Below are 22851 nucleotides of genomic sequence, written 5' to 3'. Positions count from 1 at the left end.
TCAGGCCGCAGCGGCCGGCGCGGCGAGGTCCAGCGCCGTCAGCGGCGCCGGGCGGCCGAACAGGTAGCCCTGCATCTCGGCGCAGCCCTCGTCGCGCAGGCAGGCCAACTCCGAGGCGGATTCGACTCCTTCCGCCAGCACCGGAATGCCAAGCCCGCGGCCGATGCCGACCACCGCGCGCAGGATGGCGCGCGCCTGCGGATTGCTGTCGACCTCCGGCACGAAGGAGCGATCCAGCTTGATCTTGTCGAAGGAAAAGGCGCGCAGCGTCGCCAGCGAGGAATGGCCCGTTCCGAAATCATCCATCGCCACGCTGACGCCCAGTGCCTTGATTTCCCGCAGCACCTCCAGCGTGCGGACCGGATCCTGCATCAGCGAGGATTCGGTGATCTCCAGTTCCAGCCGCCGCGCGGGCAGACCCGTTTCCGCCAGCACGGTCGCCACCAGGGCGGCCAGCCCGGCCTGACGGAACTGCACCGGCGACAGGTTCACCGCCACCTTGCCCAGACGTGGCTCGGCTTTCGCGTCGGCGCAGGCCGTGCGCAGCGCCCACTCGCCGAGCGGCAGGATCAGGCCGGTTTCCTCCGCCAGGGGAATGAAGTCGGCCGGCGGAACCCAGCCGCGTTCCGGGTGGTGCCAGCGCATCAGGGCCTCGTGGCCGCACAGCCGGCCACTGCCGGCAGTGACCTGGCGCTGGTAGAATAAGCTGATCTGCCCGTCCTCCAGGGCGTGCCGCAGCGCGCTGCTCAGCCGCCGCCGCTCCCGCACGGCCGCATCCATGTTGGCCTGGTAGAAGCAGGCGCCACCGCCGTGCTGTGCCTTGGCCCGCCGCATCGCCAAGTCCGCATTGGCCAGCAGGGCCTCGGCATCGGCGGCGTCGTCGGGAAACAGGGCGATGCCGATGGCGGCCGAAACCGACATCGGCTCCGGCAGGGCGAAGCCGCGCACGGCCTGCGCCAGCCCCTCGACCTCGTGCAACTCGGCGAAGGACAGCAGCAGCGCGAATTCATCGCCGCCGATCCGCGCCGGCACCGCCGCGGGCGGCGCCAGCTGTCGCAACGCCGCGGCGTAATGCTTCAGGGCCGCGTCCCCCGCATCGTGCCCCAGCAGGTCGTTCACTTCCTTGAAGCAGTTCAGGCCGAGATGCAGCAGGGCGAGGCGCCGGTTGCCGGCCGCCGCCTCATGCAATTGCCGGGCGATCTGTTCCCCGAAGCCGGTGCGGTTGGCCAATCCGGTCAGGCCGTCATGGGCCGCCAGGTGGCGCAGCCGGCGTTCCTGGTCGCGCCGTTCCCGCAGGTCGCGCAGGGCGAAAACCCGCTTGCCGGGTCGGGGAACATTGTCGCGCACCACCAGCTCCACATCCATCAGGCTGCCATCGGCGCGACGCAGCTGGGTTTCCACCATCACCTCGCCCAGCATGTCCGGCAGCTGCAATGTCGGCAGCAGCTCACCCAGCATGGCGCGGCCCAGCAGCTCCGGGCGATCCAGCCCGACCATCGCCTGCAGCCTGCCATTCGCCTCCTCGATGCGGCCACCCTGGGTGACGGCCAGCCCCTCGAAGGTGGCGTCCACCAGTTTGCGCAGGCGCCGGAGGCTTTCCTCATGGCCATGGTGATCGATCAGCCAAGCGGCGGCGGTGGCGGCCACCACCATCAACGCGACGAGGCCGATGGCCAGCGCCAGTACGCCCTGGCCGGCGTCCGCTGCCTGCTGCGCGACCGGCGCCGGCAGCATGAGCACGGCGCCCATACCGGTGAAATGCAGCGACACCACGCTGAGGCAGAACACCGCCACCCCGGCCAGCCGTCCTGGCCACGTTCTGGCGTGCAGCACCAGCGGCAACGCCGCCATGCCGAGCAGCATCGCCATCAGCACCGAGGCACCCACCAGCACCGGATCGTAGACCGGGATGCCGTTCTGGCCAAAGGCCGCCATCCCAAGATAATGCATGCTGCTGACGCCGCTGCCGAGCAGCCCGCCGCCGAGCCAGGCCGCCGCCGGTGCCCGGCTCACCGCAAGGCCGAAGGCCAGGGTCGCCATGGTGACCGCCACCATCAGCGACACCAGGGTCAGCAGGGGCTGGAAGCCGAGCTGGGCGGCGGGGGTATAGGCCAGCATGGCAACAAAGTGCGTGCACCAGATGGTGGCGCCGGCGCTGAGCCCGGACATCATCAGCCAGCCCGTGCGGCTGTGCGAGGTGGCGCCGGCGGCGCGGCGCAGCACGCTCAGCCCGACCACCGCGCCCGCCAGGCAGATCAGGGCCGCGAGCGCCACCAGCCTCCGATCATGCTCCTCCGTCAGGCAAGTCCAGACTGCAACCATATGGCCCCCCCTCAAGACCGCCCGACAGATACCCTTCCGTGCAGACCATCCTGTGCGGTGTGATGCCGCTGAGCGTCGCGTTGTTTCATAAACTCCTTGCCGAACCCTTTGCCGGATGCCGCCAGCCATCGCCGGGCAGAATCCCGACTAAACTGAACTTGGCGGGATTCAGGGAATTGCAGCAAGGGATAATAACGTCCAGGTAACGTTATCGGCCGTCTTCGCGCGGCGGAGGGTGATCCGCGAGCGTTTGGAGGGCGGCCAATGTATCGACCGTGCAGGTTTCGATCCGCCGGGCCAGCTCCCCCATCTCCACCAAGCCATCCGGCTGCAGCGCACGGCGGGCGAGACCCTCCAGCTGCACCGCGCCAATCGAGGCGGAGGCGCCGGCCAGGGCGTGCGCGGCCTGGCGGAACCGGTCCGGCTGGCGGGCGGTGGCGGCCTGCTGCAGGTCGCGGCACAATGTGCCCAGATCGCTGCAATAGGCTTCCAGGATCTCCCGGAAGGCGCTTTCCGGAACTTCCATAGCCAGCTGCCTGGCGGCCCGATGGTCGATGACGCTCACGCAATGAGGGTGCCGCAGCGGATCGGTGGGGTCAATCGACGCGGTTGCTTCAGCTGGAGCGCCGGGCCCCGCGCATGGCCAGTTGGGCGCCCAGCGCGCAACCGGCCATGGCGGCGGCAGTGCCGATGCCGGCGCCGAATTCCAGCGCCGAGGTGAGCAGCGTCATCGCCGCGCCGAAGCCCATCTGCAAGGCACCCACCAGCCCGGAGGCGGTGCCGGCCAGCTGCGGCCGCACGCTCACGGCCGCGGCCACGGCCGAAGGCTGCGACATGCCGTTCCCGATCGCCACCAAGGCCATAGGCAGAAAAAAGCTGGCCAGCATCAGCGGCAGGCTGAGCTGGATCGCAACGCCGAGCAGGGTGGCCACAGTGGCGAGGAGCAGCCCATGCCACAGCATCCGCTCCAGCCCCCAGCGGGCCGAGAAGCGGCCGGCGATAAAGGAACCCAACGCGTAGGTGACCGACACCGCCATGAAGGCGATGGCGTAGCTGCGTGCCGAATGGCCCATGCCGTCCATCACCACGCGTGGTGCCCCGGCCATGAAGGCGAAGAAGGTGCCGGTGGTGCAGGCGGTGATCGCGGTGTAGCAGCGGAAGGAGCGCAGCCGCGCCAGCTGCCAATAGGCCTGCACCATGCCGGTGAGGCCGGGCAGCGGCTGCGGCGCCGCCAGCGTTTCCGGCAGGCGCAGCCCGAGCAGCAGCATCACCACCCCAAAGCCGGTGCAGGCCACCATGATGGCGCGCCAGCCGAAGGCGGCGGACAGCTCGGCCCCCAGCAGCGGCGCCATCATCGGTGCCACCGTCATGCCCATCATCACGAAGCCGATCTTGCTGGCCGCCTGGTCGCGCGGGAATACGTCGCGGATGATGGCGCGGGACAGCACCATGCCGGCGCAGCCGCCGGCCGCCTGCGCCGCCCGCGCTGCCACCAGCCAGCCCACCTCCGGCGCCAGCAGCGCCGCCACCGAGCCCACCAGATAGATCGCCAGCCCCGCCAGCAGCACCGGCCGCCGCCCGAAATGATCCGACAGCGGCCCGTAGATCAGCTGCCCGATAGCGATGCCGGCCAGGTACACGGTCAGCGTCATCTGTGCCGTGGCGTAGGGCACGGCAAAGGCTGCGGCGACGGTGGGCAGGGCGGGAATGATGATCTGCATGCTGAAGGGCCCAAGGCCCATCAGCACCGTGAGCAGCCAGGTGGCCGGCACGCGGCGCGGCGTGCCGGGCGGCTGCTCGGAGGTATAATGCGGCTCGGTGGGACCTTCTTGCGGGACGTCTCTCGGGCTCATGCCCGGCAGCCTAGGGTGCGAAGGCGCCCGGAGGCCAGCACAGGTCGCGCTGGAGCATGCGCGGGGCTGGCCCGCGCCGGGTGCGGGTCTGCCGCCTACCAGCGCAAGGAGCGCAGCGCCGCCACCGGCCGCACGCCTTCGCGCGCGGCTTCCGCATCAAGCGCGTCGGGCGAAGGATCAGGGCCGAAATGGTCGCCCGCCAGGCCGGTCAGCGCCCAGATGGCGTCCACGCCCACGGCCGCGGCCCCGGCCAGGTCGGTGTGCGGCGTGTCGCCCACTGCAGCGATGCGGGACGGCGGCAGGCCGAGCGTTGCCAGCACCGTCTCATAGACCATGGGATCGGGCTTGCCGATCTCCATCACCTCGCCGCCGAGGCCCATGTACACATCGGCGAAGGCGCCGGCGCAGATCAGCCGCTGCCCGGCCACCATCACGGCGCGGTCGGGATTGGTGCAGACCATGGGCAGGCGCTTCGCCGCCGCGCCCTCCAGCATCGCCTGATAGGGCGCCGTGCTCTGTCGCCCATGCTCGAGATCCGGGCCGGTGTTGAGCACGAATTCGGCCTCGGCCGGGTCGCGCGTCACCCGGATGTCCAGCCCCTCGATCACCGACAGATCGCGCTCCGGCCCGATATGGAAGGCGCGGTTCCCGAGCTTGGCGAAGAAGGGGTGCGTGCGGTCGCGCAGCAGGGTCCAGGCGACCTCGCCCGAAGTCACGATGCCGTCGAACAGCGGGGCGGGCAGCCCCATGGCGGCCAGCGCCTCGGCCACCGTCCAGGCGCGGCGCGGCGCATTGGACAGCAGCACGATGCGCTTGCCGCGCGCGCGCAGCTCGCGCAGTGCCTCGGGCACGCCCGGATAGGGCTTCTCGCCGTCATGCAGCACGCCCCAGATGTCCAAAATGAAACCGTCATGGCTGTCGGCGAGGGGTGCGACGGATTCCAGAATGTTCATTGGGCATCGACTCCTACGGCTTGGTGGACATGCTGGAAGCCGTCGCGCTTCAGCAGTGCGGCGAGGCCCTGCTTCAGCTGTGGAACCAGGGCCGGGCCGGCCAGGGCGAAGCCGGCATAGAGCTGCACCAAGTCGGCGCCGGCGCGGATCTTCGCATAGGCCTGCTCCGGCGTGGCGATGCCGCCGCAGCCGATCAGCGCGAGGCGCCCGCGGGCGATCCGGTAGACCTGCCGCAGCAACTCCGTGGATGGGCCGAACAGGGGCTGGCCGGACAACCCGCCGGTTTCTGCGCGATGCGGGCTGCGCAGCGTATCCGGCCGGACGATGGTGGTGTTGGACACGATCAGCCCGGCGATGCCGGCGCCGATGCAGGTTTCCACCAGTGGCGCCACCGCTTCCGGCGCCAGGTCGGGGGCGATCTTCACCAGCACCGGCGGCTGGCGGGGTGCCGCGGCGCGCACCTCGGCCACGGCATTGAGGATGGCGGCCAGCTTCGCCTCCCCCTGAAGGTCGCGCAGGCCCGGCGTGTTGGGGGAGGACACGTTGATGGCGACGTAGTCGGCTTGCGGCGCCACGGCGGCATACAGCGACGGATAATCGTGCTCCGGGTCGGCGCCTTCCTTGTTGATGCCGACATTGGCGCCGAGCACCGCCGGCAGTGGGCGCCGCAGCGCGGCGAGGCGCACCACGAATGCGGCCACACCCTCGTTGTTCATGCCCATGCGGTTGATCACCGCCGCATCCTCCAGCAGGCGGAACAAGCGCGGCTGCGGGTTGCCCGCCTGCGGGCGCGGCGTGGTGGTGCCCGGCTCGACGAAGCCGAAGCCCAGCCGCATCAGCGGCCGCACCGCCACCGCGTCCTTGTCGAAGCCGGCGGACAGGCCGATCGGGTTGCGGAAGCGCAGGCCCAGCACCTCGGTGGCGAGCAGCGGGTCGTCCGGCGCGCGGTCCCGCCCGGCGAGGCCCAGACGCAGGGCCTTCAGTGCGAGGTTGTGCGCATGTTCGGGATCCATGCCGCGCATCAGCGGCATCAGGGCGGAAGCCAGGGCAGGGGTCATGACAGGGCCGCTTGTGCCCCGGCGCGGCGCGTAAGGAAAGCCGCCATTTCCGGCCGGCCTGCCGGGATGGACAAGCCGCCGCCCGCGCGGGAGAAGCCGCGGGGATCTCGCTGGGAGGAATTGACCGTGCGTTTCGGTGGACCGGCGGCGATGCTGGCAGCGCTGGGCCTGTTCGCCGCGCTGGATGCCAACAGCAAGCTGCTGTCCGGCGCCTATCCGGTGGCGCAGGTGGTGCTGATCCGGCAGGTGGTGATCCTGGGCCTGCTCGGCGCGGCGCGGCTGCTGCGCGACGGCGCGGGAGGAGAACTGGGCACCCGCCATCCCGGGCTGCACCTGCTGCGTGCCCTGGCCATGCTGGGCTCGGCCTTCGGCTTCTTCCAGGCCTTGCGCGAGATCCCGCTGGCCGAAGGCTATCTGGTTTATTTCACCGCGCCGTTCATGACGCTGGGCCTCGCTGCGCTGGTGCTGGGGGAGCGGCTGCCGCGCACGGTGTGGCTGTGGAGCGGGGTCGGCTTTCTCGGCGTGCTGGTGGCCATGGCGCCGGGGTTGCGGGCCGGCGGCAGCCTGCTGGCCTATGGCTACGCGCTGCTCGGCACCGTGTCCTACGCGCTGGTGCTGACGGTGAACCGCGGCCTGCGGCACGAGGCGGGGATCGCCCGGCTGGTGCTGTGGTCGGCGCTGCCTGGTGGGCTGGTGCTGCTGCCCTTCGCCGCCTCGGACTGGGTGCCGCCGCAGGGCTGGGACTGGCTGGCGCTGGGGATCAACGGCATCTTCGCCGGCGCGGCCACCATCTGCCTGGCCGTGGCCTTCCGCCATTCCAGCGCGGCGCGGCTGGCGCCGCTGGAATTTTCCGCCCTGCTGTGGGCGGTGCTGGCCGACCTGTTGATCTGGCAGGCGCTGCCGACCCCCGCCACCCTGGCGGGCGGCGCCATCGTGGTGCTGGCCTGCGTCATGAGCCAGCGGGCGCAGCGCGCGGTGGACTGAACCCGGTTCAGCGCCGCTTCGGCCCGGCCTCGTTCAGGGCCAGGTTCTGCGCGGCCAGATCGGCGGCGGGGCTGTCCGGCGCCAGCCGGATGGTGGCCTGCCAATCCGCCCTCGCCCCCGCCCTGTCGCCCTTCAACTGCTTCAGGATGCCTCGCTCCAGCATCGCCTCCGCATTCTGCGGCTCCAGAGAGAGGACCTGCTGGATGTCGCGCAGCGCGTCCTCCGTGCGATCCAGGTGGCGCAGCGCGGCGGCGCGGAACACCAGCGTCTCGGCCCGGCCAGGGTCGTTGAGCACCGCCTGATCGAGATCGAGCAGCGCTTCTGCGTAGCGCCCCAGCGCGGCGGCCGCGATGGCGCGATCCACCAGCAGGGCGGAGTCCTGCGGCGTCAGGCTCAGCGCCAAGGTGGAGGCGGCATAGGCACGGTTGGGCGCGTTGCTGAGCATCCAGGCCTGCGACGCCTGGGCATACACCGCCGCCCGTGCCGGCGCCTCCGCCGAGGCCGTGGCGGCCAGCCGCTCCAGCCGCCCGGCCGCACGCTCGGTGTCACCCACCGCCAGCAGGCCCAGCGCCAGGCAGTGCCGCGCCCCGTCACCGCCGCCGCGTTCCTCCCACTGGCCGGCACGCTGGACGGCGCCTTCCGGATCCACCCGCAGCAGGGCCAGGCAGGCTTCGTATTCGGGGCCGCTGCCCAGGCGCGGCGGCTCGGCGCGCGGCTGCGCGTCGGGTGGCTGCGCGGCCCAGCCCGTCCCGGTGAACAACAGGAACAGCCCGGCCAAGGCACCCGAGGCCGCGTGGCGAAAGAAAAACCGCATGCGTCGCAGTCTAGCCGCGCCCAGCACCCTGCGCCACATGCAGGCCGGACGGCAGATGGTGGGAGGGCGGATGAACCGGCTGGTGGTGATGGGACTGGGTTATTGCGGCACCGAGGTGGCGCGTCTGGCCCGGCAGGCCGGCTTCGCGGTGCAGGGCACGCGGCGCGAGCCGCCGGCGGGCAGCAGCGCACTGCGCTTCGCCGGGGCCGGCCCCGCCCTGGCCGAAGCCACCCACCTGCTCGTCACCGCCGCACCCGGGGCGGAGGGCGATCCCGTGCTCCGGGCCCATGCCGGGGTCCTGGAACAGGCGCGGACGCTGCGCTGGGTGGGCTACATCTCCACCACGGCGGTTTATGGCGACCGCGGCGGCGACTGGGTGACCGAAACCACCCCGCCGGCACCGCGGCAGGAGCGGGCGATCCGCCGGCTGCAAGCCGAGCAGGATTGGGCGTCGGCGCTCGCCGGGCGCGGGGTGGCGCTGGACCTGTTCCGCACCGGCGGCATCTACGGTCCCGGCCGTTCGGCGCTGGACGAGCTGCGCGCCGGCCAGGCGCGGCGGGTCGACAGGCCGGGGCACCTGTTCTCCCGCATCCACCGCGACGACATCGCCCTGGCCGTGCTGGCGGCGATGCAGTCGCCCGGCACGCCGGAGGCGCCGCGCGTGCTGCATCTGGTGGATGACGAGCCCGCCTCCGGCGCCGCCGTGGTGGAGGAAGCGGCGCGGCTGCTCGGCATCGCGCCGCCGCCGCTGCTGCCGTTCGAACAGGCGCTGGAGGGCATGTCGGCGATGGGCCGCTCCTTCTGGGCCGAAAGCCGGCGCGTCAGCAGTGGCGCGACGCAGCAGGAGCTGGGCCTGCGCTGGCGCTACCCTTCCTATCGCCAGGGATTGCGCGGCATCCTGGCGGCGGAAGCAGGGCAGCATGGCGCGGAAGGAAGATGAAAACGCGGCGCGGCTGATCTATGCAAAGGCCATGAACACCCGGCACACGCTGCGCACGCATTGCGCCCGGCATCTCGACACGATGCGCGCCGAAGGCCGCTACCGTGACTTCGCCCGCCTGGAGAAGATCGCGGACCGCTTTCCCCTGTATCGCTGGCACCAGCCCGGCGGCGCCCCGCGCGAGATCACCGTCTGGTCGGCCAACGACTACCTCGGCATGGGCTGCCATCCCGCCGTGCGTCAGGCGGCGGCGGCGGCGATCGCCGCCTACGGCGCCGGCGCCGGCGGCACGCGCAACATTTCCGGCACCTCGCCCGAGCATGCCGGGCTGGAGGCGGAGCTGGCCGCCTGGCACGGCAAGCCGGCGGCGCTGTTGTTCGGCAGCGGCTACGTGGCCAACCAGGCCTCGCTGCTGGCGCTGCTGTCCGCCCTGCCGGGCATGATCGTGTTCTCCGACGCGATGAACCATGCCTCGATGATCGACGGCATGCGGCGCAGCCCGGCGCAACGGCGGATCTGGCGGCACAACGACCTGGCGCACCTGGAAGAGCTGCTGCGCGCCGCCGGTCCGGCCGCGCCCAAGGTGATCGCGCTGGAAAGCGTGTATTCCATGGAAGGCGACGTGGCGCCGCTGCACGCGGTGTGCGACCTCGCCGAGCGCTACGACGCCATCACCTATCTGGACGAGGTGCACGCCGTCGGCCTGTACGGCGTGACCGGCGCCGGCATCGCCGAGCGGGACGGCGCCGCGTCCCGCATCGACATCATCCAGGGCACGCTCGCCAAGGGCGTCGGCGTGGTGGGCGGCTACATCGCCGGGGAGGCGGAACTGGTGGATTACGTCCGCTCCACCGCGGGCGGGCTGATCTTCACCACCTCCATGCCGCCGGCCACCGCCGCGGCGGCCCGCGCCAGCATCCGCCACATCCAGCAGGACACAGCCCTGCGCGACCGGCTGGCGGAGCGGGCGGCGGCGCTGAAGGCGGCGCTGGACCGCGCCGGCCTGCCGCGCCTGCCGAGCGAAAGCCACATCGTGCCGGTGCCGGTGCCGGGCGCTGAGGCGTGCCGCCGGGTGGCCCGGCAACTGCTGGAGCGGCACGGCCTCTACATCACGCCGATCAACTACCCGACCGTGCCGCGCGGCACGGAACGGCTGCGGCTCTGCGCTACGCCCTTCCACACCGACGCCATGATCGGGTGCCTGACCGCTGCGCTGCGCGACGTGCTGCCCCTGGCGGAGGCTGCCTGAAGGCGGCCTACTGGCCGCGCCGCGAGGCCAGCACTCCCGCCGTGGCCCAGTCGGATTTCTCGACGTCAGCGAACAGGATCTGCACGCTGTCCGGCGTGCAACCGGCATGTTGCACCAGCGCCTCGGTGATGGCGCGGGCGGTGTTGGCCTTCTGCTCCTCGGTGCGGCCGGAGAACAGGTCGATGCGGACGAAGGGCATGTGTTGGCTCCTGTGGGGTTGGATCAAACGCTGGCCAGCAGGCCCGCGAACAGCCGGGCACGCGGCACAAGGCTGTCCACCAGCAGGTGCTCCTCCAGCGTGTGGATGCCGCCCCCGAGCACGCCAAGGCCATCCAGGGTCGGGATGCCGAGCGCGCCGGTGAAATTACCGTCCGACCCACCGCCGGCCGAAGCGTGCGGCAGCGGAAAGCCGAGGCGCTGCGCCAGCGCCTCGGCCACGCGGTAAAGGGTCAGCCCGGTCGCGTCCGGCTCCCAGACCGGGCGGGTGACGCCACGGGTGATCTCCACGCCCACCTCGCCGCCGCCGGCCAGGCCCAGCATCCGCTGCACCGCCCCGTCCAGATCCTGCTGCCGCCTGGCCATGGACAGGGCCTCGGCCTCGCAGGTGGTGGTGACGCAATTGACCCACTGCCCGCCGCGGATCACGCCCACGGAAAAGGTGGCGGCCTCGGTGGTCATCGCTTCCACCGCCTGCACCAGCCGGCACATCTCGCGGATGGCGCTGCGGCCCTCGGACAGGGCGGCACCGGCATGGCTTGGGCGGCCGGTGGTGCGCAGATTGAAGCGGGCGATGGCATAGCGGCCGGTGACCACGCCGCCATCCGGGCGGGCGGGCTCCGGCACCAGCACCACCTCGTGGCGCGCCGCCTCGGCCTCGATCAGGTCGCGGGTGGAAGGGCTGCCGATCTCCTCGTCGCCAGTCAGCAGAAAGGTGACGGGGCGGCGCAGCGCGATGCCGGCCTGGACGATCGCCGCCATCGCCTGGACGGCGATGAAGGTGCCGCCCTTCATGTCGCAGATGCCGGGACCGAAGCAGCGATTGCCATCCAGTCGGAACGGCAGGGCGCCCAGCGTGCCCACCGGATGCACCGTGTCCAGATGCGCCAGCACCAGGATGCCGCCCTCGCCGTCGCCATCGCTGTCCGGATGCGGGAAGCGGGCGCGGATGCAGTCGCTCAGGCCCATGCGGCCGGGAATGCGCTCGATCCGGGCGCCGAGGATGGCGAGGTCGCGTCCCGCCAGCGACATCATGCGGTTCACCGCGGCCGGATCAAAGGTGGGGCTTTCGCACTCCACCCACGGGCGCAACCCGGCCAGCAACGCCTCGGCCTCGAAGGGCAGGGACAGGGCGCGCTGCGCCTCGCTGTGCTGACCTGACAAGGCCTCGTCCAACATGCGCATCCCTTTTTCCCTCCCGCCATGCCTTCGGCGCAGCCTGCGTCGGGTCCAGGGCGCCGGCAAGGGGCAGAGGCGGCGCCGGGCCGAAAGGCTGGACGAAAACTGCCCAAGGACTGTTAAACCCATCGCGATGACCGAATCCGCCGCGCCGCGCCGCATCGCGCCTCAGACTGGCCCGCATCTGTGGAGCGGCGCCACGCTGTCACCGGCCGATTGGATGATGCCGCTGGGCGCCGGCGCCGGCGCCGAGATCGAGGCGGCCCTGGCCTCGCCCGGCGGGCCGCTGCCGCTGCTGGCACCGATGCTGGCCCAGGTGATCGAGCGATTGTCGCATGGCCAGGGCTTCTGCCTGCTGCGCGGCCTGCCGCACCGGGCGGAGCCTCACGCGCTGCTCGGCCTGCTGGGCAGCCGCATCGGCCGGCCGGTGGCGACCACCCCGGCCGACGGGCCGTTCCAGGCCGAGCCCTGCGACGTGCTGCTGCTGCTGTGCCGCCAGGGCTGCGTGCTGGCGCTGCATTCCGCCGCAGCCTTGCACAACGCGCTGCTGAAATCCGACCGCGCGACCCTGGAAGCGCTGTATCAGCCGCAGCCCCACGAGCCGGCGGTGCCGGTGTTTGCGGTGCACCAGGGCGCCTTCGCTGCCTGGCCGGCGCCGGCCTCCGCCGCGCTGCGGGACGCAGCGGAGGACGCCGCCCTGTCCATCCCCCTGCATCCCGGCGACCTGCTCTGCCTGAATCCATTCCTGGTCTGGGCCAGCCCGGCCGCCGGATTGGCCGCCCTGCCGCTGATCACCGAGCCATCTCGCCTGACCGGCCCCTTCGCGGCGCTGATGCCGGCCGCCGCGGGCTGAGACGCGTCATGCCGCTGCGCATCCTGGTGGCCAACGCCAACACCACCGAGGCCATCACGGCCCTCTGCGCCGCCGCCGCCCGCGCCGCCGCGGCGCCCGGCACCGAGATCATCCCCGCCACGCCGCGCTTCGGCCCGGCGGTGATCAGCACGCGCGTGGAGAACGTCATCGCCGGCCACGCGCTGCTGGAGCTGCTGGCCGAGCATGCGGGGCGGGTGGAGGCCGTGGTGCTGGCGGTCAGCCACGACACGGCGCTGGAAGCGGCGCGCCAGCTGATGCCGTGCCCGGTGCTGGGCATGACCGAGGCGGCCTGCCTGGTGGCCTGTACGGTGGGGGGCCGCTTCGGGCTGGTGACGCTGGGTGGGGTCGAGACCTATCGCGAGCTGATCGGGCGGCACGGCTTCGCCGTGCGCCTGTCCGGCCTGGAGGGCGTCGCCGCCACGCCGCAGGAGGCGGTGGCCGATCCCGGGAGGGTGGAGGCGCTGGTCGGCGTCGCCGTGCAACGCCTGGTGGATGGCGGCGCGGAGGCGGTGGTGCTGGGTGGGGCCGCCCTGGCCGGCATGGCATCCCGGCTGCCCGCGCCGGTGCCGCTGCTGGATGGCATGGCCTGCGCGGTGAAGCTGGCTGAGGCGCTGGCCGGCCTGAATCTGCCGCGGCCTTCCGCCGGCAGCCTGGCAGCACCGCGCGGGCGGGCGAGCTCCGGCCTGTCTCCGGCCCTGGCCAGGCTGCTGGGCGGCTGAGCCCGAGCGGCAGAGTACCGGCAGCGCGGCGTTTGCTGCGCTGCCACGACCCTTGCAAGGAGAGCCGCATGTTGCCGCAGCTTCGCCCCTACACCGACCATGCCGCCGCCCTGGCGGACGGCCGCCATACGCCGCGCGCCCTGCTGGAAGCCTGCCTGGAGGCGATGGAGCAATGGGAGCCGCAGGTCGGCGCCTTCACCGCCACCGACGTGGAGGGCGCGCGCCGCGCCGCCGATGCCGCCACCGCGCGCTGGAAGAACGGCAGGACACTCTCGGCCATCGACGGCATGACGGTGGGAATCAAGGACATCATCGACACCGACAACATGCCGACGCAGATGGGCTCGCCGCTGTTCGAGGGCCATCAGCCGCGCTTCAGCGCCGCCAGCGCCTGGGCGCTGCGCGACGCCGGGGCGGTGATCCTGGGCAAGACCGTGACCACCGAATTCGCCTCCACCGAGCCGCGCGGCACCCGCAACCCATGGGATCTGTCGCGCACCCCGGGCGGCAGCTCTAGCGGCTCCGGCGCGGCCGTGGCGGCGGGCATGCTGGCGGGGGCGATGGGCACGCAGGTGGTGGGCTCGATCATCCGCCCGGCCGGTTACACAGGGGTCTACGGCTTCAAGCCCTCGGTGGGGGGCATCAACCGGGGCGGCAGCCTGGATCTGCTGAGCCACAGCTGCTCGGGACCGATGGCGGCCAGCCTGTCCGACGCCTGGTGCATGGCGCGCGCCATCACCGAGCGGGTCGGCGGCGATCCGGGCTATCCCGGCCTTGGCGGCCCGTTGCTGCTGCCAGAGGCCCGGCGCCCCGCCACCCTGGCGCTGCTGCGCACCGCCGGCTGGCCGGGGCTGCATCCGGAGGCGCGCGCGGCGCTGGACGGGGCGCTCGAGACCCTGCGCGGCGGGGGTGTGCGCATCCTGCTGCCGGAGGAATGCCCGGAGCTCGCCGTGCTGGAAGCCGCCACCGCGGAATCCCGCGCCATCGCCATGGGCATCAATGCCTGGGAATGGCTGTGGCCGCTGGGTGCCTTCGCCGAGCGCGATGCGGCGGCGCTGAGCCCGTCCGCCCGCGAGCGGCTGGCGGCGGCGCGCGGCATGACGCGGGCGGACTACGTCGCGCTGCTGGAGCGACGCCGCGCCGCCCGCGCCGCCTTGGCGCGGCTGGCCGGGCTGTGCGACGCGCTGGTCGGCGTCACCGCGGCGGGCGCCGCGCCGGTCGGCCTCGGCTCCACCGGGGACCCGGTGTTCGTGGCGCCGGGCTCGGTGCTCGGCGCGCCGGTGGTCAGCCTGCCGGTGCTGCGCTGCGAGGGAATGCCGCTCGGGCTGCAGCTGCTGGGCTTCCGCGACCAGGATGCGGCGCTGGTCTCGCGGGCCGCCTGGATCGGCGACTGCCTCCGGGATGGCGGCGGACGGGCCGGCTGACGCCGGCCCGTCCCGGGCTGTTTCCGGCTACTCGACCTTGGCGCCGGAGCGGCGCACCACTTCGGCCCATTTGGTGACCTCGGCGGCGACGAACTTCTCATAGGCTTCCGGGCTGGTGCCGCCGTCGGGCGTCAGGTCCGGCTTCATGCCGCCCAGATCGGCCAGCTTGGCCCAGGTCTCAGGCTCCTTCACGATGGCGTCGATCTCGGCGCCGAGCTTGTCGATGATGGGCTTCGGCGTCTTGGCCGGAGCCTGCACGCCGAACCAGCCGGTCGCCTCCACGCCTGGCCACCCGGCTTCGGCGGTGGTCGGCACATCGGGGAGGGCGGTGCTGCGCGTGGTGGTGGTGACGGCGAGAGCACGCAGCCGCCCATCGCGGATGTGGCCGATCGCCGAGGGCAGGTTGTCGACGCCGACTTCGACCCGTCCGGCCATGACCTCGGCCAGCATCGGCCCGGCGCCGCGGTAGGGGATGTGGGTCATCTGGATGCCGGCCTCCAGCTTCAAAAGCTCGCCCGCCATGTGCAGCGAGGTGCCGGCGCCGGAGGAGCCGTGGTTGAGCTGGCCTGGCTTCGACTTCGCCAGCGCCACCAGTTCCTGCAAGGTCTTCACCGGCAGGGACGGATTGACGAAGATCACGTTGGGCACCCGGATCAGCAGGCCGACATTGGCGAGGTCGGACGGCTTGTAGGGGATCTCGCTGGCATAGAGCGCGTAGTTGATGGCGCCTGAGGACACCGTCTGCATCAGGATGGTGTAGCCATCCGGATCCGCCTTGGCGACGGCATCCGAGCCGATGTTGCCGCCGGCGCCGGCGCGGTTCTCGATCGGAAAGGGCTGGCCGAGGCGCTGCTGCAGCCGCGCCGCCAGGATGCGCGCCGCGATGTCGGTGGTGCCGGCCGGGGCGAAGGGCACGATGAACCTGACCGGACGGGTCGGCCAGGCTGCCGCCTCTGCGGCGCGCACCACGTGCGGGGCGAAGGGCAGCAGGGCGGCGGCGGACAGCAGGGTGCGGCGGCGTAGGGCCATGATGGGCGTCTCCTGTGGGCCGGGCCGTTCGCCCGGTTCTCGTGTCGACGCCCTTCATGTCCCATCCGCCGCCGCCCGCGCAAGCCGGTGCGGCGGCGCCGGACTTCAACCCTGGCGGCGCACGCCCATTGCCAGGGTCTGCTCGTCCACACGGGATGTGGTGGTGAGGCCGCGCCGCAGGCCCCAGACGCTCTTCTGGGTGTGCAGCGGGATCACCGCGATGTCGCGCATGGCCATCGCCATGGCGTCCTGCAGCTTCTTCTCGCGCGCCGCCTCGTCCAACGTTTTCAGCCCGTCGGCGGTCAGCGCGTCCATCTCCGGGTTGGAATAGCGCCCGTAATTCGACAGGCCGAGCCCCGGCGTGCCGCGGCTGCCGAGCACGGCGCGCAGCGAGGTGGACGGCTCGCCCGTGCTGTTGCTCCAGCCCAGCAGATAGGCCGAGACCTCGAAGCGGTTCAGCCGGCCGATCACGGTGGCCAGCGGCTGCGCGTCGACCTGGGTCTTCACCCCGATCCTGGCCCAGAGCTGCGCCACCACCTGCAGGATCTGCGCGTCGTTGACGTAGCGGTCGTTCGGCCCGCGCAGCACGATGGAGAAGCCGCCGGGATAGCCGGCTTCGGTCAGCAGCGCCTTGGCGCGGTTGGGATCGAAGCCGGGCACGGGTATGGCCGGGTTGTAGCCGAAGGCGCCTTCCGGCATGAACTGCCCGGCCGGCACCGCGGCGCCTTCCATCACCCGGCTGACGATGGCCTGGCGGTTGATGGCCAGCGACAGCGCTTCGCGCACCCGGTGATCCTGCAACGGGTTGCGGCCCAGCTTTTCGCCGTTGGGGCCGGTGATGTCGGGGCTGTCGCCGTCGCGGAACACGTCGAGGCCGAGAAAGATCAGCCGCAGGCTGGTGCCCTCGACGATGGTGAGGCGGTCCTCCTGGCGCAGCCGGGCGAGGTCGGCGGTGGGCAGGTTGTCGATCATGCCGACATCGCCCGACAGCAGCGCCGCCACGCGCGAGCCCGACTGGGTGATGATGCGGTAGTCGAGCGTCCGCCATTCGGGCTTGTCGCCCCAGTAATCCTCGTTGCGCTCCATCCGCACGCGGTCGTTCGGGCTGTAGGAGACGAAGCGGAACGGCCCGGTGCCGATGGCGGCGCGGCCGTTGTTGAACTCGGCCGAGGCGACCTCCCCCAGGCTGCGCGGCAGGATGAAGACCGAGGCCAGGTCATTGGCCAGCTGCGGATAGGCGCTGGCGGTGGTGAGGCGGATGCGGCGCTCGTCCAGCACCTCGATGCCGGTGATGGCCCGGGTGTAGACGGAGAAAGAAGATGGGCTCTGCACCGTCGGCACGCGCCGCAGGCTGTAGGTCACGTCCTCCGCCACCAGCGTTTCACCGTTGTGGAACGTCACCCCCTGGCGCAGCGTGAACTCCCAGGTGGTGTCGTTCACCAGCCGCCAGCCCTCGGCCAGGCCAGGGCGCAGCCGGGCGTTCTCGTCGCGCTGCACCAGCGTGTCGAACAGGTGCGTGGAGACCTGGATGCTGGGCGTCAGGGTGTAATAATGCGGGTCGATGCTGGCCGGCGGTGCGCTGACCGCGATGGACAGGGCATCGCCGGCGCCCTGGGCACGGACGGGCAGGGCCGGAAGGGCGGCGGCGCCGAGCAGCGCCCCGCCGAAGCCGCGTCGGGTCAGGCTCATGCCGCGTCCTCCACCCGTGCCGCCTCGCCGAGGCCGAGTTCCTGCTGCACCAGGCTGGCCCAGTAGGCGGCGCCGGGCACCAGGATCTCGTCGTTGAAATCGTAGAGCGGGGTGTGGACGTTGTGGAACGAGCCGTCCGGGTTCACGCCGTTGCCGATGCGCATGAACACGCCGGGCTTCTGTTGCAGCATGAAGGCGAAATCCTCGCCGCCTGTGCTCATCGGGAACTCGCCGACCTCAGCGGCGCCGGCCACGGCGGCGGCCGCAGCGTTGGCGGCAGCGACCTTTTCCGGCGCGTTCACGGTGGGTGGGCAGAGCGCCTCATAGGTGAACTCGGCGGAACAGCCGGACGCAGCGGCCAGCGTTTCGGCCAGTTCCCGCAGCCGGCGCCGGATCATCGCCTGCGCCTCCGGGCGGAAGTAGCGCGCGGTGCCGCGCACCTCGACCTTGGCCGGCATCACATTGGGCGAGCCTTGGGTGCCGCCGTGCACATAGCCCACGGACAGCGCCGCCGGCTCGGTGGGCTTCAGGTTGCGCGGGATGATGGTGTGCACGGCCATCAGGAACTGGCCCAGCACCACGGTGGCATCCGTCGCCAGATGCGGCGCCGCGCCGCCATGGCCGCCGGTGCCGTGGAAGGTGACACCCCAGAAATCCGCGCCGGCCAGGATCGGGCCGGGGCGGGTGGCGAAGGCGCCTGCCGGCAGGCCCGGCGTGTTGTGCATGCCCCAGACGCTGTCCATCGGGAAGCGTTCGAACAGCCCGTCCTGGATCATGGCGGCGGCGCCGGTACCGGCTTCCTCGGCCGGCTGGAAGATGAAGTGCACGGTGCCGGCGAAATCCGGGTTGCGCGCCAGATACCGGGCGGCGCCCAGCAGCATGGTGGTGTGCCCGTCATGGCCGCAGGCGTGCATCTTGCCCGGCACGGCGGAGGCGTGCGGCAGGCCGGTTTCCTCCTGGATGAACAGCGCGTCCATGTCGGCGCGCAGCCCGATGGCGCGCTGCGCCTGGTTGTGGCCGAGCGGGTGGCGCCCCTTGAGGGTGCCGACCACGCCGGTGCGGCCGATGCCGGTTTCCACCTCCAGGCCCCATTCCCGCAGCTTCTCCGCCACCAGGGCGGCGGTGCGAACCTCCTCGAAGCGGGTTTCCGGATGGCGGTGGATGTCCCGCCGGATGGCGGTCAGTTCCGCCTCGTCCTGCCGGATGTCGTCGAGGATGTCCTGGCGCACGCTGCCCAATCCCTGTTCTGCCACGAAAGGCGGCGAAACTGAGCCGCCGCGCCGGAGCGGTCAACGGGGGTGGCTGGCCATCCATCCCAGAACGCGGGATAACTGCCGGACTGATTGCCTGGAGATTGCTGTGGCCCCTGCCCGATTCCTGATCCGCGACGCGGTGGAGAGCGACCTGCCCCGCATCCTGACGATCTTCAACGAGGCGATCCGGACCAGCACCGCCGTCTGGCACCTGGAGGAAACCACGCTCGAGGCCCGCCAGGCATGGCTGCGGGAGCGGCGGGGCCGCGGATTGCCGGTGCTGGTGGCCGAGCTGGAAGGCAGTGCCCAGGGCTTCGCTTCCTACGGGGATTTCCGTCCCTTCGCCGGCTATGCGCTGACGGTGGAGCATTCCATCTATGTGGATCAGGCGCTGCGCGGGCGTGGCCTGGGCCAGGGGCTGCTGGAGGCCCTGCAGGACCGGGCCGTGGCGGCCGGCATGCATGTGATGCTGGCCGGGATCGAGGCCAGCAACGTCGCCTCGGCGGCGCTGCACCGGAAGGCCGGCTTCGAGGAAGCTGGCCAGCTGCGCCAGGTGGGGCGCAAATTCGGCCGCTGGCTCGACCTGCTGTTCATGCAGAAGATCCTGGCGGCCTCCGGCGGCCACCCGCCAGCCGGGTGATCCGGGATCGGGGTGCCGCGCACCCTCCCGGGACTGGTGCCCGCGCCCGGGAGTGCGGCCAGGTGGCACCCGGGCGGGCTCCTCCGATACGGCGCGTCGCTGCCACGGCCTCAAGCCACCGGATGCGGCATCGACCGGGCCCCGATGCGAGGACGGGAACGCCGTTGCGAAGGCGCCAGCGGCGGCGATGGATAGCTGTGGCCGGGCGCTGCCGCATTTCTCCGTCACGTTTTCAGAAGCCCTTTTCTCGTTGACGCCGGGATGGCCGGGCCGCATGGTCCGCCGCCCGAAAATCAACCCAGGGAAATACCCTTCCGATGCCTGCGATCACGCTGCCCGACCAGTCCGTTCGCCAGTTCGACGGGGCTGTGACGGGCACCACCGTGGCCGCCAGCATCGGCCCCGGCCTCGCCAAGGCGGCCCTCGCCATGGAGGTGGATGGCCAGCTGCGCGACCTGTCGCACGAGATCGCCTCCGACGCCGCGGTGCGCTTCATCACCCGCAAGGATCCAGAGGCGCTGGGCATGATCCGCCACGACGCCGCCCATGTGTTGGCCGAGGCAGTGCAGGAGCTTTATCCCGGCACCCAGGTCACCATCGGCCCGGCGATCGAGAACGGCTTCTACTACGACTTCGCCCGCAATGAGCCCTTCACGCCCGAGGATTTCCCGGCCATCGAGGCCAAGATGCGGGAGATCATCGGCCGCAACGCTCCCTTCGTGCGGGAAGAATGGCCGCGCGACGAGGCGATCGCCTTTTTCGAGAAGAAGGGCGAGCGCTACAAGGCCGAGCTGATCCGCGACCTGCCGGAGAGCGAGGTGATCTCGGTCTACCGTCAGGGCGAGTGGCTGGACCTATGCCGCGGACCGCACATGCGCTCGACCGGCGACATCGGCTCGGCCTTCAAGCTGATGAAGGTGGCCGGCGCCTATTGGCGGGGCGACCACCGCAACGCCATGCTGAGCCGCATCTACGCGACCGCCTGGCGGGACGGAAAGGAGCTGGATGCCCACCTGCACCAGCTGGAGGAGGCCGAGAAGCGCGACCACCGCAAGATCGGCAAGGAGATGGAACTGTTCCACCTCCAGGAGGAAGCGGCGGGGTCGATCTTCTGGCATCCCAAGGGCTGGCGCCTCTACACCACGGTGCAGGACTACATGCGCCGCCGTCTGGACGCGACCGGCTACCAGGAGGTGAAGACCCCGCAGCTGCTGGACCGCAAGCTGTGGGAAGCCTCCGGCCACTGGGACAAGTACCGCGAGAACATGTTCCTCGCGACCGTGGACGACGAGTCCGAGAAGGACCGCGTCCTCGCCCTGAAGCCGATGAACTGCCCGTGCCACGTGTTGATCTTCAACCACGGGCTGCGCTCCTACCGCGAGCTGCCGATGCGCATGGCCGAGTTCGGCGCCTGCCACCGCTACGAGCCCTCGGGCGCGCTGCACGGCATCATGCGGGTGCGTGCCTTCACCCAGGACGATGCCCACATCTTCTGCACCGAGGCGCAGATCGCGCAGGAAACGGTGGAATTTGTGGCGCTGCTGTCCCGTATCTACCGCGATTTCGGGTTCGAAAGCTTCCGGGTGAAGTTCTCCGACCGACCGGAGAAGCGGGCGGGCGACGACGCCACCTGGGACCGGTCCGAGGGCGCGCTGAAGGAAGCCTGCCGCATCGCCGGCGTCGAGTACGAGCTGAACCCGGGGGAGGGCGCCTTCTACGGCCCGAAGCTGGAATTCGTGCTGCGCGACGCCATCGGCCGTGACTGGCAATGCGGCACGCTGCAGGTCGATTTCGTGCTGCCCGAGCGGCTGGATGCGCAGTATGTCGGCGAGGACGGCAACCGGCACCGCCCCGTGATGCTGCACCGCGCCATCCTGGGTTCCTTTGAGCGCTTCCTCGGCATCCTGATCGAGGAGCATGCCGGGCGCTTCCCGCTCTGGCTGGCGCCCGTGCAGGTTGCGGTCGCCACCATCGTGGACGAAGCCTCGCCCTTCGCTCGCGAGGTGGCGGAGGCCTTCCGCAAGGCCGGATTGTCGGTCGAGCTGGACCTGCGCAATGAAAAGATCAACCGCAAGGTGGTCGACCATATCGAGGCCCGCGTGCCGGTGCTGGCGGTGATCGGCCGACGCGAGGCGGAGGAAGGCAAGGTGGTGCTGCGCCGCCTGCCCGGCCGCGAGCAGGTGACGGTGACGCTGGCCGAGGCGGTGGGGACCCTTGCAGCCGAGGCCGCGCCACCCGATCTGAAGACCCCTCTAAAGGTTGCAGCGGCCTGATCGCTGGACCATAAGACACTTCGATTTCGTTCCAACAGCAACAGGAGTTGACTCTGGCCCGAGGCCCTATTCCGAACCAGCTGCCGCCCCGCGAAGGACCGCGGGTCAATGAGGATATTCGCGTCCCGCAGGTTCGCCTGATCGACCAGGATGGTGAGATGCTCGGCGTCATGAGTGCGCGCGAAGCCCTGCTTCGTGCCTATGACGTCGGCATGGACCTGCTGGAAATCAGCCCCAATGCCGTGCCGCCGGTGTGCAAGATCACCGATTACGGCAAGTTCAAGTATGAGCAGCAGAAGAAGGCCAACGAGGCCCGCAAGAAGCAGAAGATCGTCGAGATCAAGGAGATCAAGGTTCGTCCGAACATTGATGACCACGATTACGACGTGAAGATGCGGGCGGCGAAGGGCTTCCTGGAGGAAGGCGACAAGGTGAAGGTCACCCTGCGCTTCCGTGGCCGCGAGATGGCGCACCAGGATCTCGGCGTCAGGGTTCTGGAACGCGTTCGGAACGAGCTTGGCGAATTGGCCAAGGTTGAGCAGATGCCGCGCCTTGAGAACCGGCAGATGATCATGGTGCTGGCGCCCAAATAAGCGTTCATCCCGGGGAAGCGCCTTCCCCGGGGACGCTTCAGCCCTTGGCCGGCGGATGGCTCGGAAAGCGCAGGTCCAGCCCGCGCGCCCGCCAGCCGGCCTCGATGATGGCCTTGTCGATCATGCCGGCCGGATCCGCCTTGCGAGGCGAGAAGGGCAGGGCCGGTGCCCGTGTCTGCCGCCAGATGTCCAGCAGCCGGCGCAGCTCCACCAGCGGTTCCCGATGGTCGTCCACCCGCAGGTCGAGGTCCGGGAAGTCCTCGGTGGTGACCAGTTTCATCGCCGCCGACTGGCGCCCGCGGCGGTCACCGCCCGCCGCTTCGCCTGCATCCAGCGCCAGCATCAGCCGCTCCGGCAGGAGAGAGGCTGTGGCGGAGGCGAAGGTCGCCGCCGTTTCACCCACCACGGCAGGCCCCGCCAGCATGTTGCCGGCGACGCTGAAGCCAGGGCCGGACTGGCTGCCCGCCCATTCCACGCAGCTTTCACCGGTCCACGCGGCGCTGCGGCCCTGCCGGTCCACGGCATGGATCTGGCGCAGCGCCTTGCCGGCATCCCCCACCAGGGCGCCCTCGATCGCCGCCGCCGGTGCCAGGCCGCGCGCCAGCGCGTCCAGCACGGCCGGTGCCAGGTAGCGGTTGGTGAAGGACTGCGTGGACACGGCGCCCACCCCGGCGCGCACATGCGGGCAGGAGGCGCCGACGGCAAAGGCGCAGGTCGTTACGGCCACGGCAAAGGCGCCGGTTGCGGCGTCATGCGCCACGATCGACCAAGTCATGCAGACGATTCCTC

The 22851-nt window shown here is 71.2% G+C and carries 21 protein-coding genes; 9 read left to right on the top strand and 12 right to left on the bottom strand.

Going from position 1 to position 22851, the window contains the following annotated elements; translation table 11 throughout:
- The 5 genes from D2K64_RS03445 to D2K64_RS03425 all read right to left on the bottom strand — a co-directional run bounded on the left by D2K64_RS03445 (position 1) and on the right by D2K64_RS03425 (position 6186).
- Positions 1-2274: a bifunctional diguanylate cyclase/phosphodiesterase gene (locus D2K64_RS03445; protein ID WP_162306139.1), complete on the bottom strand. Its 2274-nt coding sequence runs from the start codon at positions 2272-2274 to the stop codon at positions 1-3.
- A gap of 256 nt (positions 2275-2530) precedes the next feature.
- Positions 2531-2848 (bottom strand): Hpt domain-containing protein, encoded by a 318-nt coding sequence (locus D2K64_RS03440; RefSeq protein ID WP_120006609.1) that lies wholly within the window; start codon positions 2846-2848, stop codon positions 2531-2533.
- A gap of 88 nt (positions 2849-2936) precedes the next feature.
- Positions 2937-4175, bottom strand: coding sequence for a multidrug effflux MFS transporter (locus D2K64_RS03435; RefSeq protein ID WP_120006606.1), 1239 nt, complete (start codon positions 4173-4175; stop codon positions 2937-2939).
- 95 nt (positions 4176-4270) lie between these two features.
- Positions 4271-5128, bottom strand: a complete 858-nt coding sequence (locus D2K64_RS03430) for a TIGR01459 family HAD-type hydrolase (protein ID WP_120006604.1) — start codon at positions 5126-5128, stop codon at positions 4271-4273.
- Complete coding sequence (locus tag D2K64_RS03425) at positions 5125-6186, bottom strand: quinone-dependent dihydroorotate dehydrogenase (protein WP_120006602.1); 1062 nt, start codon at positions 6184-6186, stop codon at positions 5125-5127. Before D2K64_RS03425 ends, D2K64_RS03430 begins: the two co-directional genes overlap by 4 nt.
- Before the next feature lie 126 nt (positions 6187-6312).
- Between D2K64_RS03425 and D2K64_RS03420 the strand changes: the two genes are divergently transcribed.
- Positions 6313-7170: a DMT family transporter gene (locus D2K64_RS03420; RefSeq protein ID WP_238383984.1), complete on the top strand. Its 858-nt coding sequence runs from the start codon at positions 6313-6315 to the stop codon at positions 7168-7170.
- 7 nt (positions 7171-7177) lie between these two features.
- Here D2K64_RS03420 and D2K64_RS03415 read toward each other — a convergent pair whose 3' ends face one another.
- A complete protein-coding gene (locus D2K64_RS03415) occupies positions 7178-7984 on the bottom strand; it encodes a tetratricopeptide repeat protein (protein WP_120006600.1) in 807 nt (268 codons plus the stop codon).
- On the opposite strand from D2K64_RS03415, the gene D2K64_RS03410 reads away from it, so the two are divergent.
- Both D2K64_RS03410 and hemA read left to right on the top strand, forming a co-directional pair.
- Positions 7983-8924 (top strand): SDR family oxidoreductase, encoded by a 942-nt coding sequence (locus D2K64_RS03410; RefSeq protein ID WP_238383983.1) that lies wholly within the window; start codon positions 7983-7985, stop codon positions 8922-8924. The two genes, D2K64_RS03415 and D2K64_RS03410, sit on opposite strands and share 2 nt — an antisense overlap.
- Positions 8925-8955: 31 nt before the next feature.
- The gene (hemA, locus tag D2K64_RS03405) at positions 8956-10173 is read left to right on the top strand and encodes a 5-aminolevulinate synthase (protein WP_120006848.1); all 1218 of its coding nucleotides are present in this window, start codon (positions 8956-8958) and stop codon (positions 10171-10173) included.
- A 7-nt stretch (positions 10174-10180) separates the two neighbouring features.
- Here hemA and D2K64_RS03400 read toward each other — a convergent pair whose 3' ends face one another.
- Both D2K64_RS03400 and D2K64_RS03395 read right to left on the bottom strand, forming a co-directional pair.
- Positions 10181-10399, bottom strand: coding sequence for a tautomerase family protein (locus D2K64_RS03400; protein WP_274379286.1), 219 nt, complete (start codon positions 10397-10399; stop codon positions 10181-10183).
- Positions 10396-11574, bottom strand: a complete 1179-nt coding sequence (locus tag D2K64_RS03395; RefSeq protein WP_238383982.1) for a M20/M25/M40 family metallo-hydrolase — start codon at positions 11572-11574, stop codon at positions 10396-10398. The genes D2K64_RS03400 and D2K64_RS03395 overlap by 4 nt, the downstream gene beginning before the upstream one ends.
- A 127-nt stretch (positions 11575-11701) precedes the next feature.
- On the opposite strand from D2K64_RS03395, the gene D2K64_RS03390 reads away from it, so the two are divergent.
- From D2K64_RS03390 to D2K64_RS03380, 3 genes are all read left to right on the top strand, one after another.
- Entirely contained in the window at positions 11702-12421 is a 720-nt protein-coding gene (locus D2K64_RS03390; RefSeq protein WP_120006596.1) for a hypothetical protein, read from the top strand.
- Between the two features lie 8 nt (positions 12422-12429).
- The gene (locus D2K64_RS03385) at positions 12430-13161 is read left to right on the top strand and encodes an aspartate/glutamate racemase family protein (protein WP_120006594.1); all 732 of its coding nucleotides are present in this window, start codon (positions 12430-12432) and stop codon (positions 13159-13161) included.
- A 68-nt stretch (positions 13162-13229) separates the two neighbouring features.
- Entirely contained in the window at positions 13230-14585 is a 1356-nt protein-coding gene (locus D2K64_RS03380; protein WP_120006592.1) for an amidase, read from the top strand.
- Positions 14586-14612: 27 nt separating this feature from the next.
- Here the strand turns inward: D2K64_RS03380 and D2K64_RS03375 are convergent, their stop codons facing one another.
- From D2K64_RS03375 to D2K64_RS03365, 3 genes are all read right to left on the bottom strand, one after another.
- Positions 14613-15614, bottom strand: coding sequence for a Bug family tripartite tricarboxylate transporter substrate binding protein (locus D2K64_RS03375; protein WP_238383981.1), 1002 nt, complete (start codon positions 15612-15614; stop codon positions 14613-14615).
- A gap of 105 nt (positions 15615-15719) precedes the next feature.
- On the bottom strand, positions 15720-17303 hold the full coding sequence (locus D2K64_RS03370) for an ABC transporter substrate-binding protein (RefSeq protein WP_120006588.1): 1584 nt from the start codon (positions 17301-17303) through the stop codon (positions 15720-15722).
- The gene (locus D2K64_RS03365; RefSeq protein ID WP_120006844.1) at positions 17300-18532 is read right to left on the bottom strand and encodes an amidohydrolase; all 1233 of its coding nucleotides are present in this window, start codon (positions 18530-18532) and stop codon (positions 17300-17302) included. Before D2K64_RS03365 ends, D2K64_RS03370 begins: the two co-directional genes overlap by 4 nt.
- A 130-nt stretch (positions 18533-18662) precedes the next feature.
- Between D2K64_RS03365 and D2K64_RS03360 the strand changes: the two genes are divergently transcribed.
- The 3 genes from D2K64_RS03360 (at position 18663) to infC (ending at position 22062) form a co-directional block, all read left to right on the top strand.
- Entirely contained in the window at positions 18663-19196 is a 534-nt protein-coding gene (locus D2K64_RS03360) for a GNAT family N-acetyltransferase (RefSeq protein ID WP_238383980.1), read from the top strand.
- Between the two features lie 317 nt (positions 19197-19513).
- Positions 19514-21469, top strand: a complete 1956-nt coding sequence (gene thrS / locus D2K64_RS03355) for a threonine--tRNA ligase (RefSeq protein ID WP_120006584.1) — start codon at positions 19514-19516, stop codon at positions 21467-21469.
- Positions 21470-21516: 47 nt separating this feature from the next.
- Positions 21517-22062 (top strand): translation initiation factor IF-3, encoded by a 546-nt coding sequence (gene infC / locus D2K64_RS03350; protein WP_238383979.1) that lies wholly within the window; start codon positions 21517-21519, stop codon positions 22060-22062.
- A gap of 37 nt (positions 22063-22099) precedes the next feature.
- Here the strand turns inward: infC and D2K64_RS03345 are convergent, their stop codons facing one another.
- Positions 22100-22837: a DUF1028 domain-containing protein gene (locus tag D2K64_RS03345; RefSeq protein ID WP_120006582.1), complete on the bottom strand. Its 738-nt coding sequence runs from the start codon at positions 22835-22837 to the stop codon at positions 22100-22102.
- Between the last annotated feature and the right edge of the window lie 14 nt (positions 22838-22851).

The sequence above is a fragment of the Teichococcus vastitatis genome (genome assembly GCF_003604215.1).
In the GTDB taxonomy this organism is placed as follows: domain Bacteria; phylum Pseudomonadota; class Alphaproteobacteria; order Acetobacterales; family Acetobacteraceae; genus Pseudoroseomonas; species Pseudoroseomonas vastitatis.
This window is presented reverse-complemented; position numbering and strand designations above follow the sequence as displayed.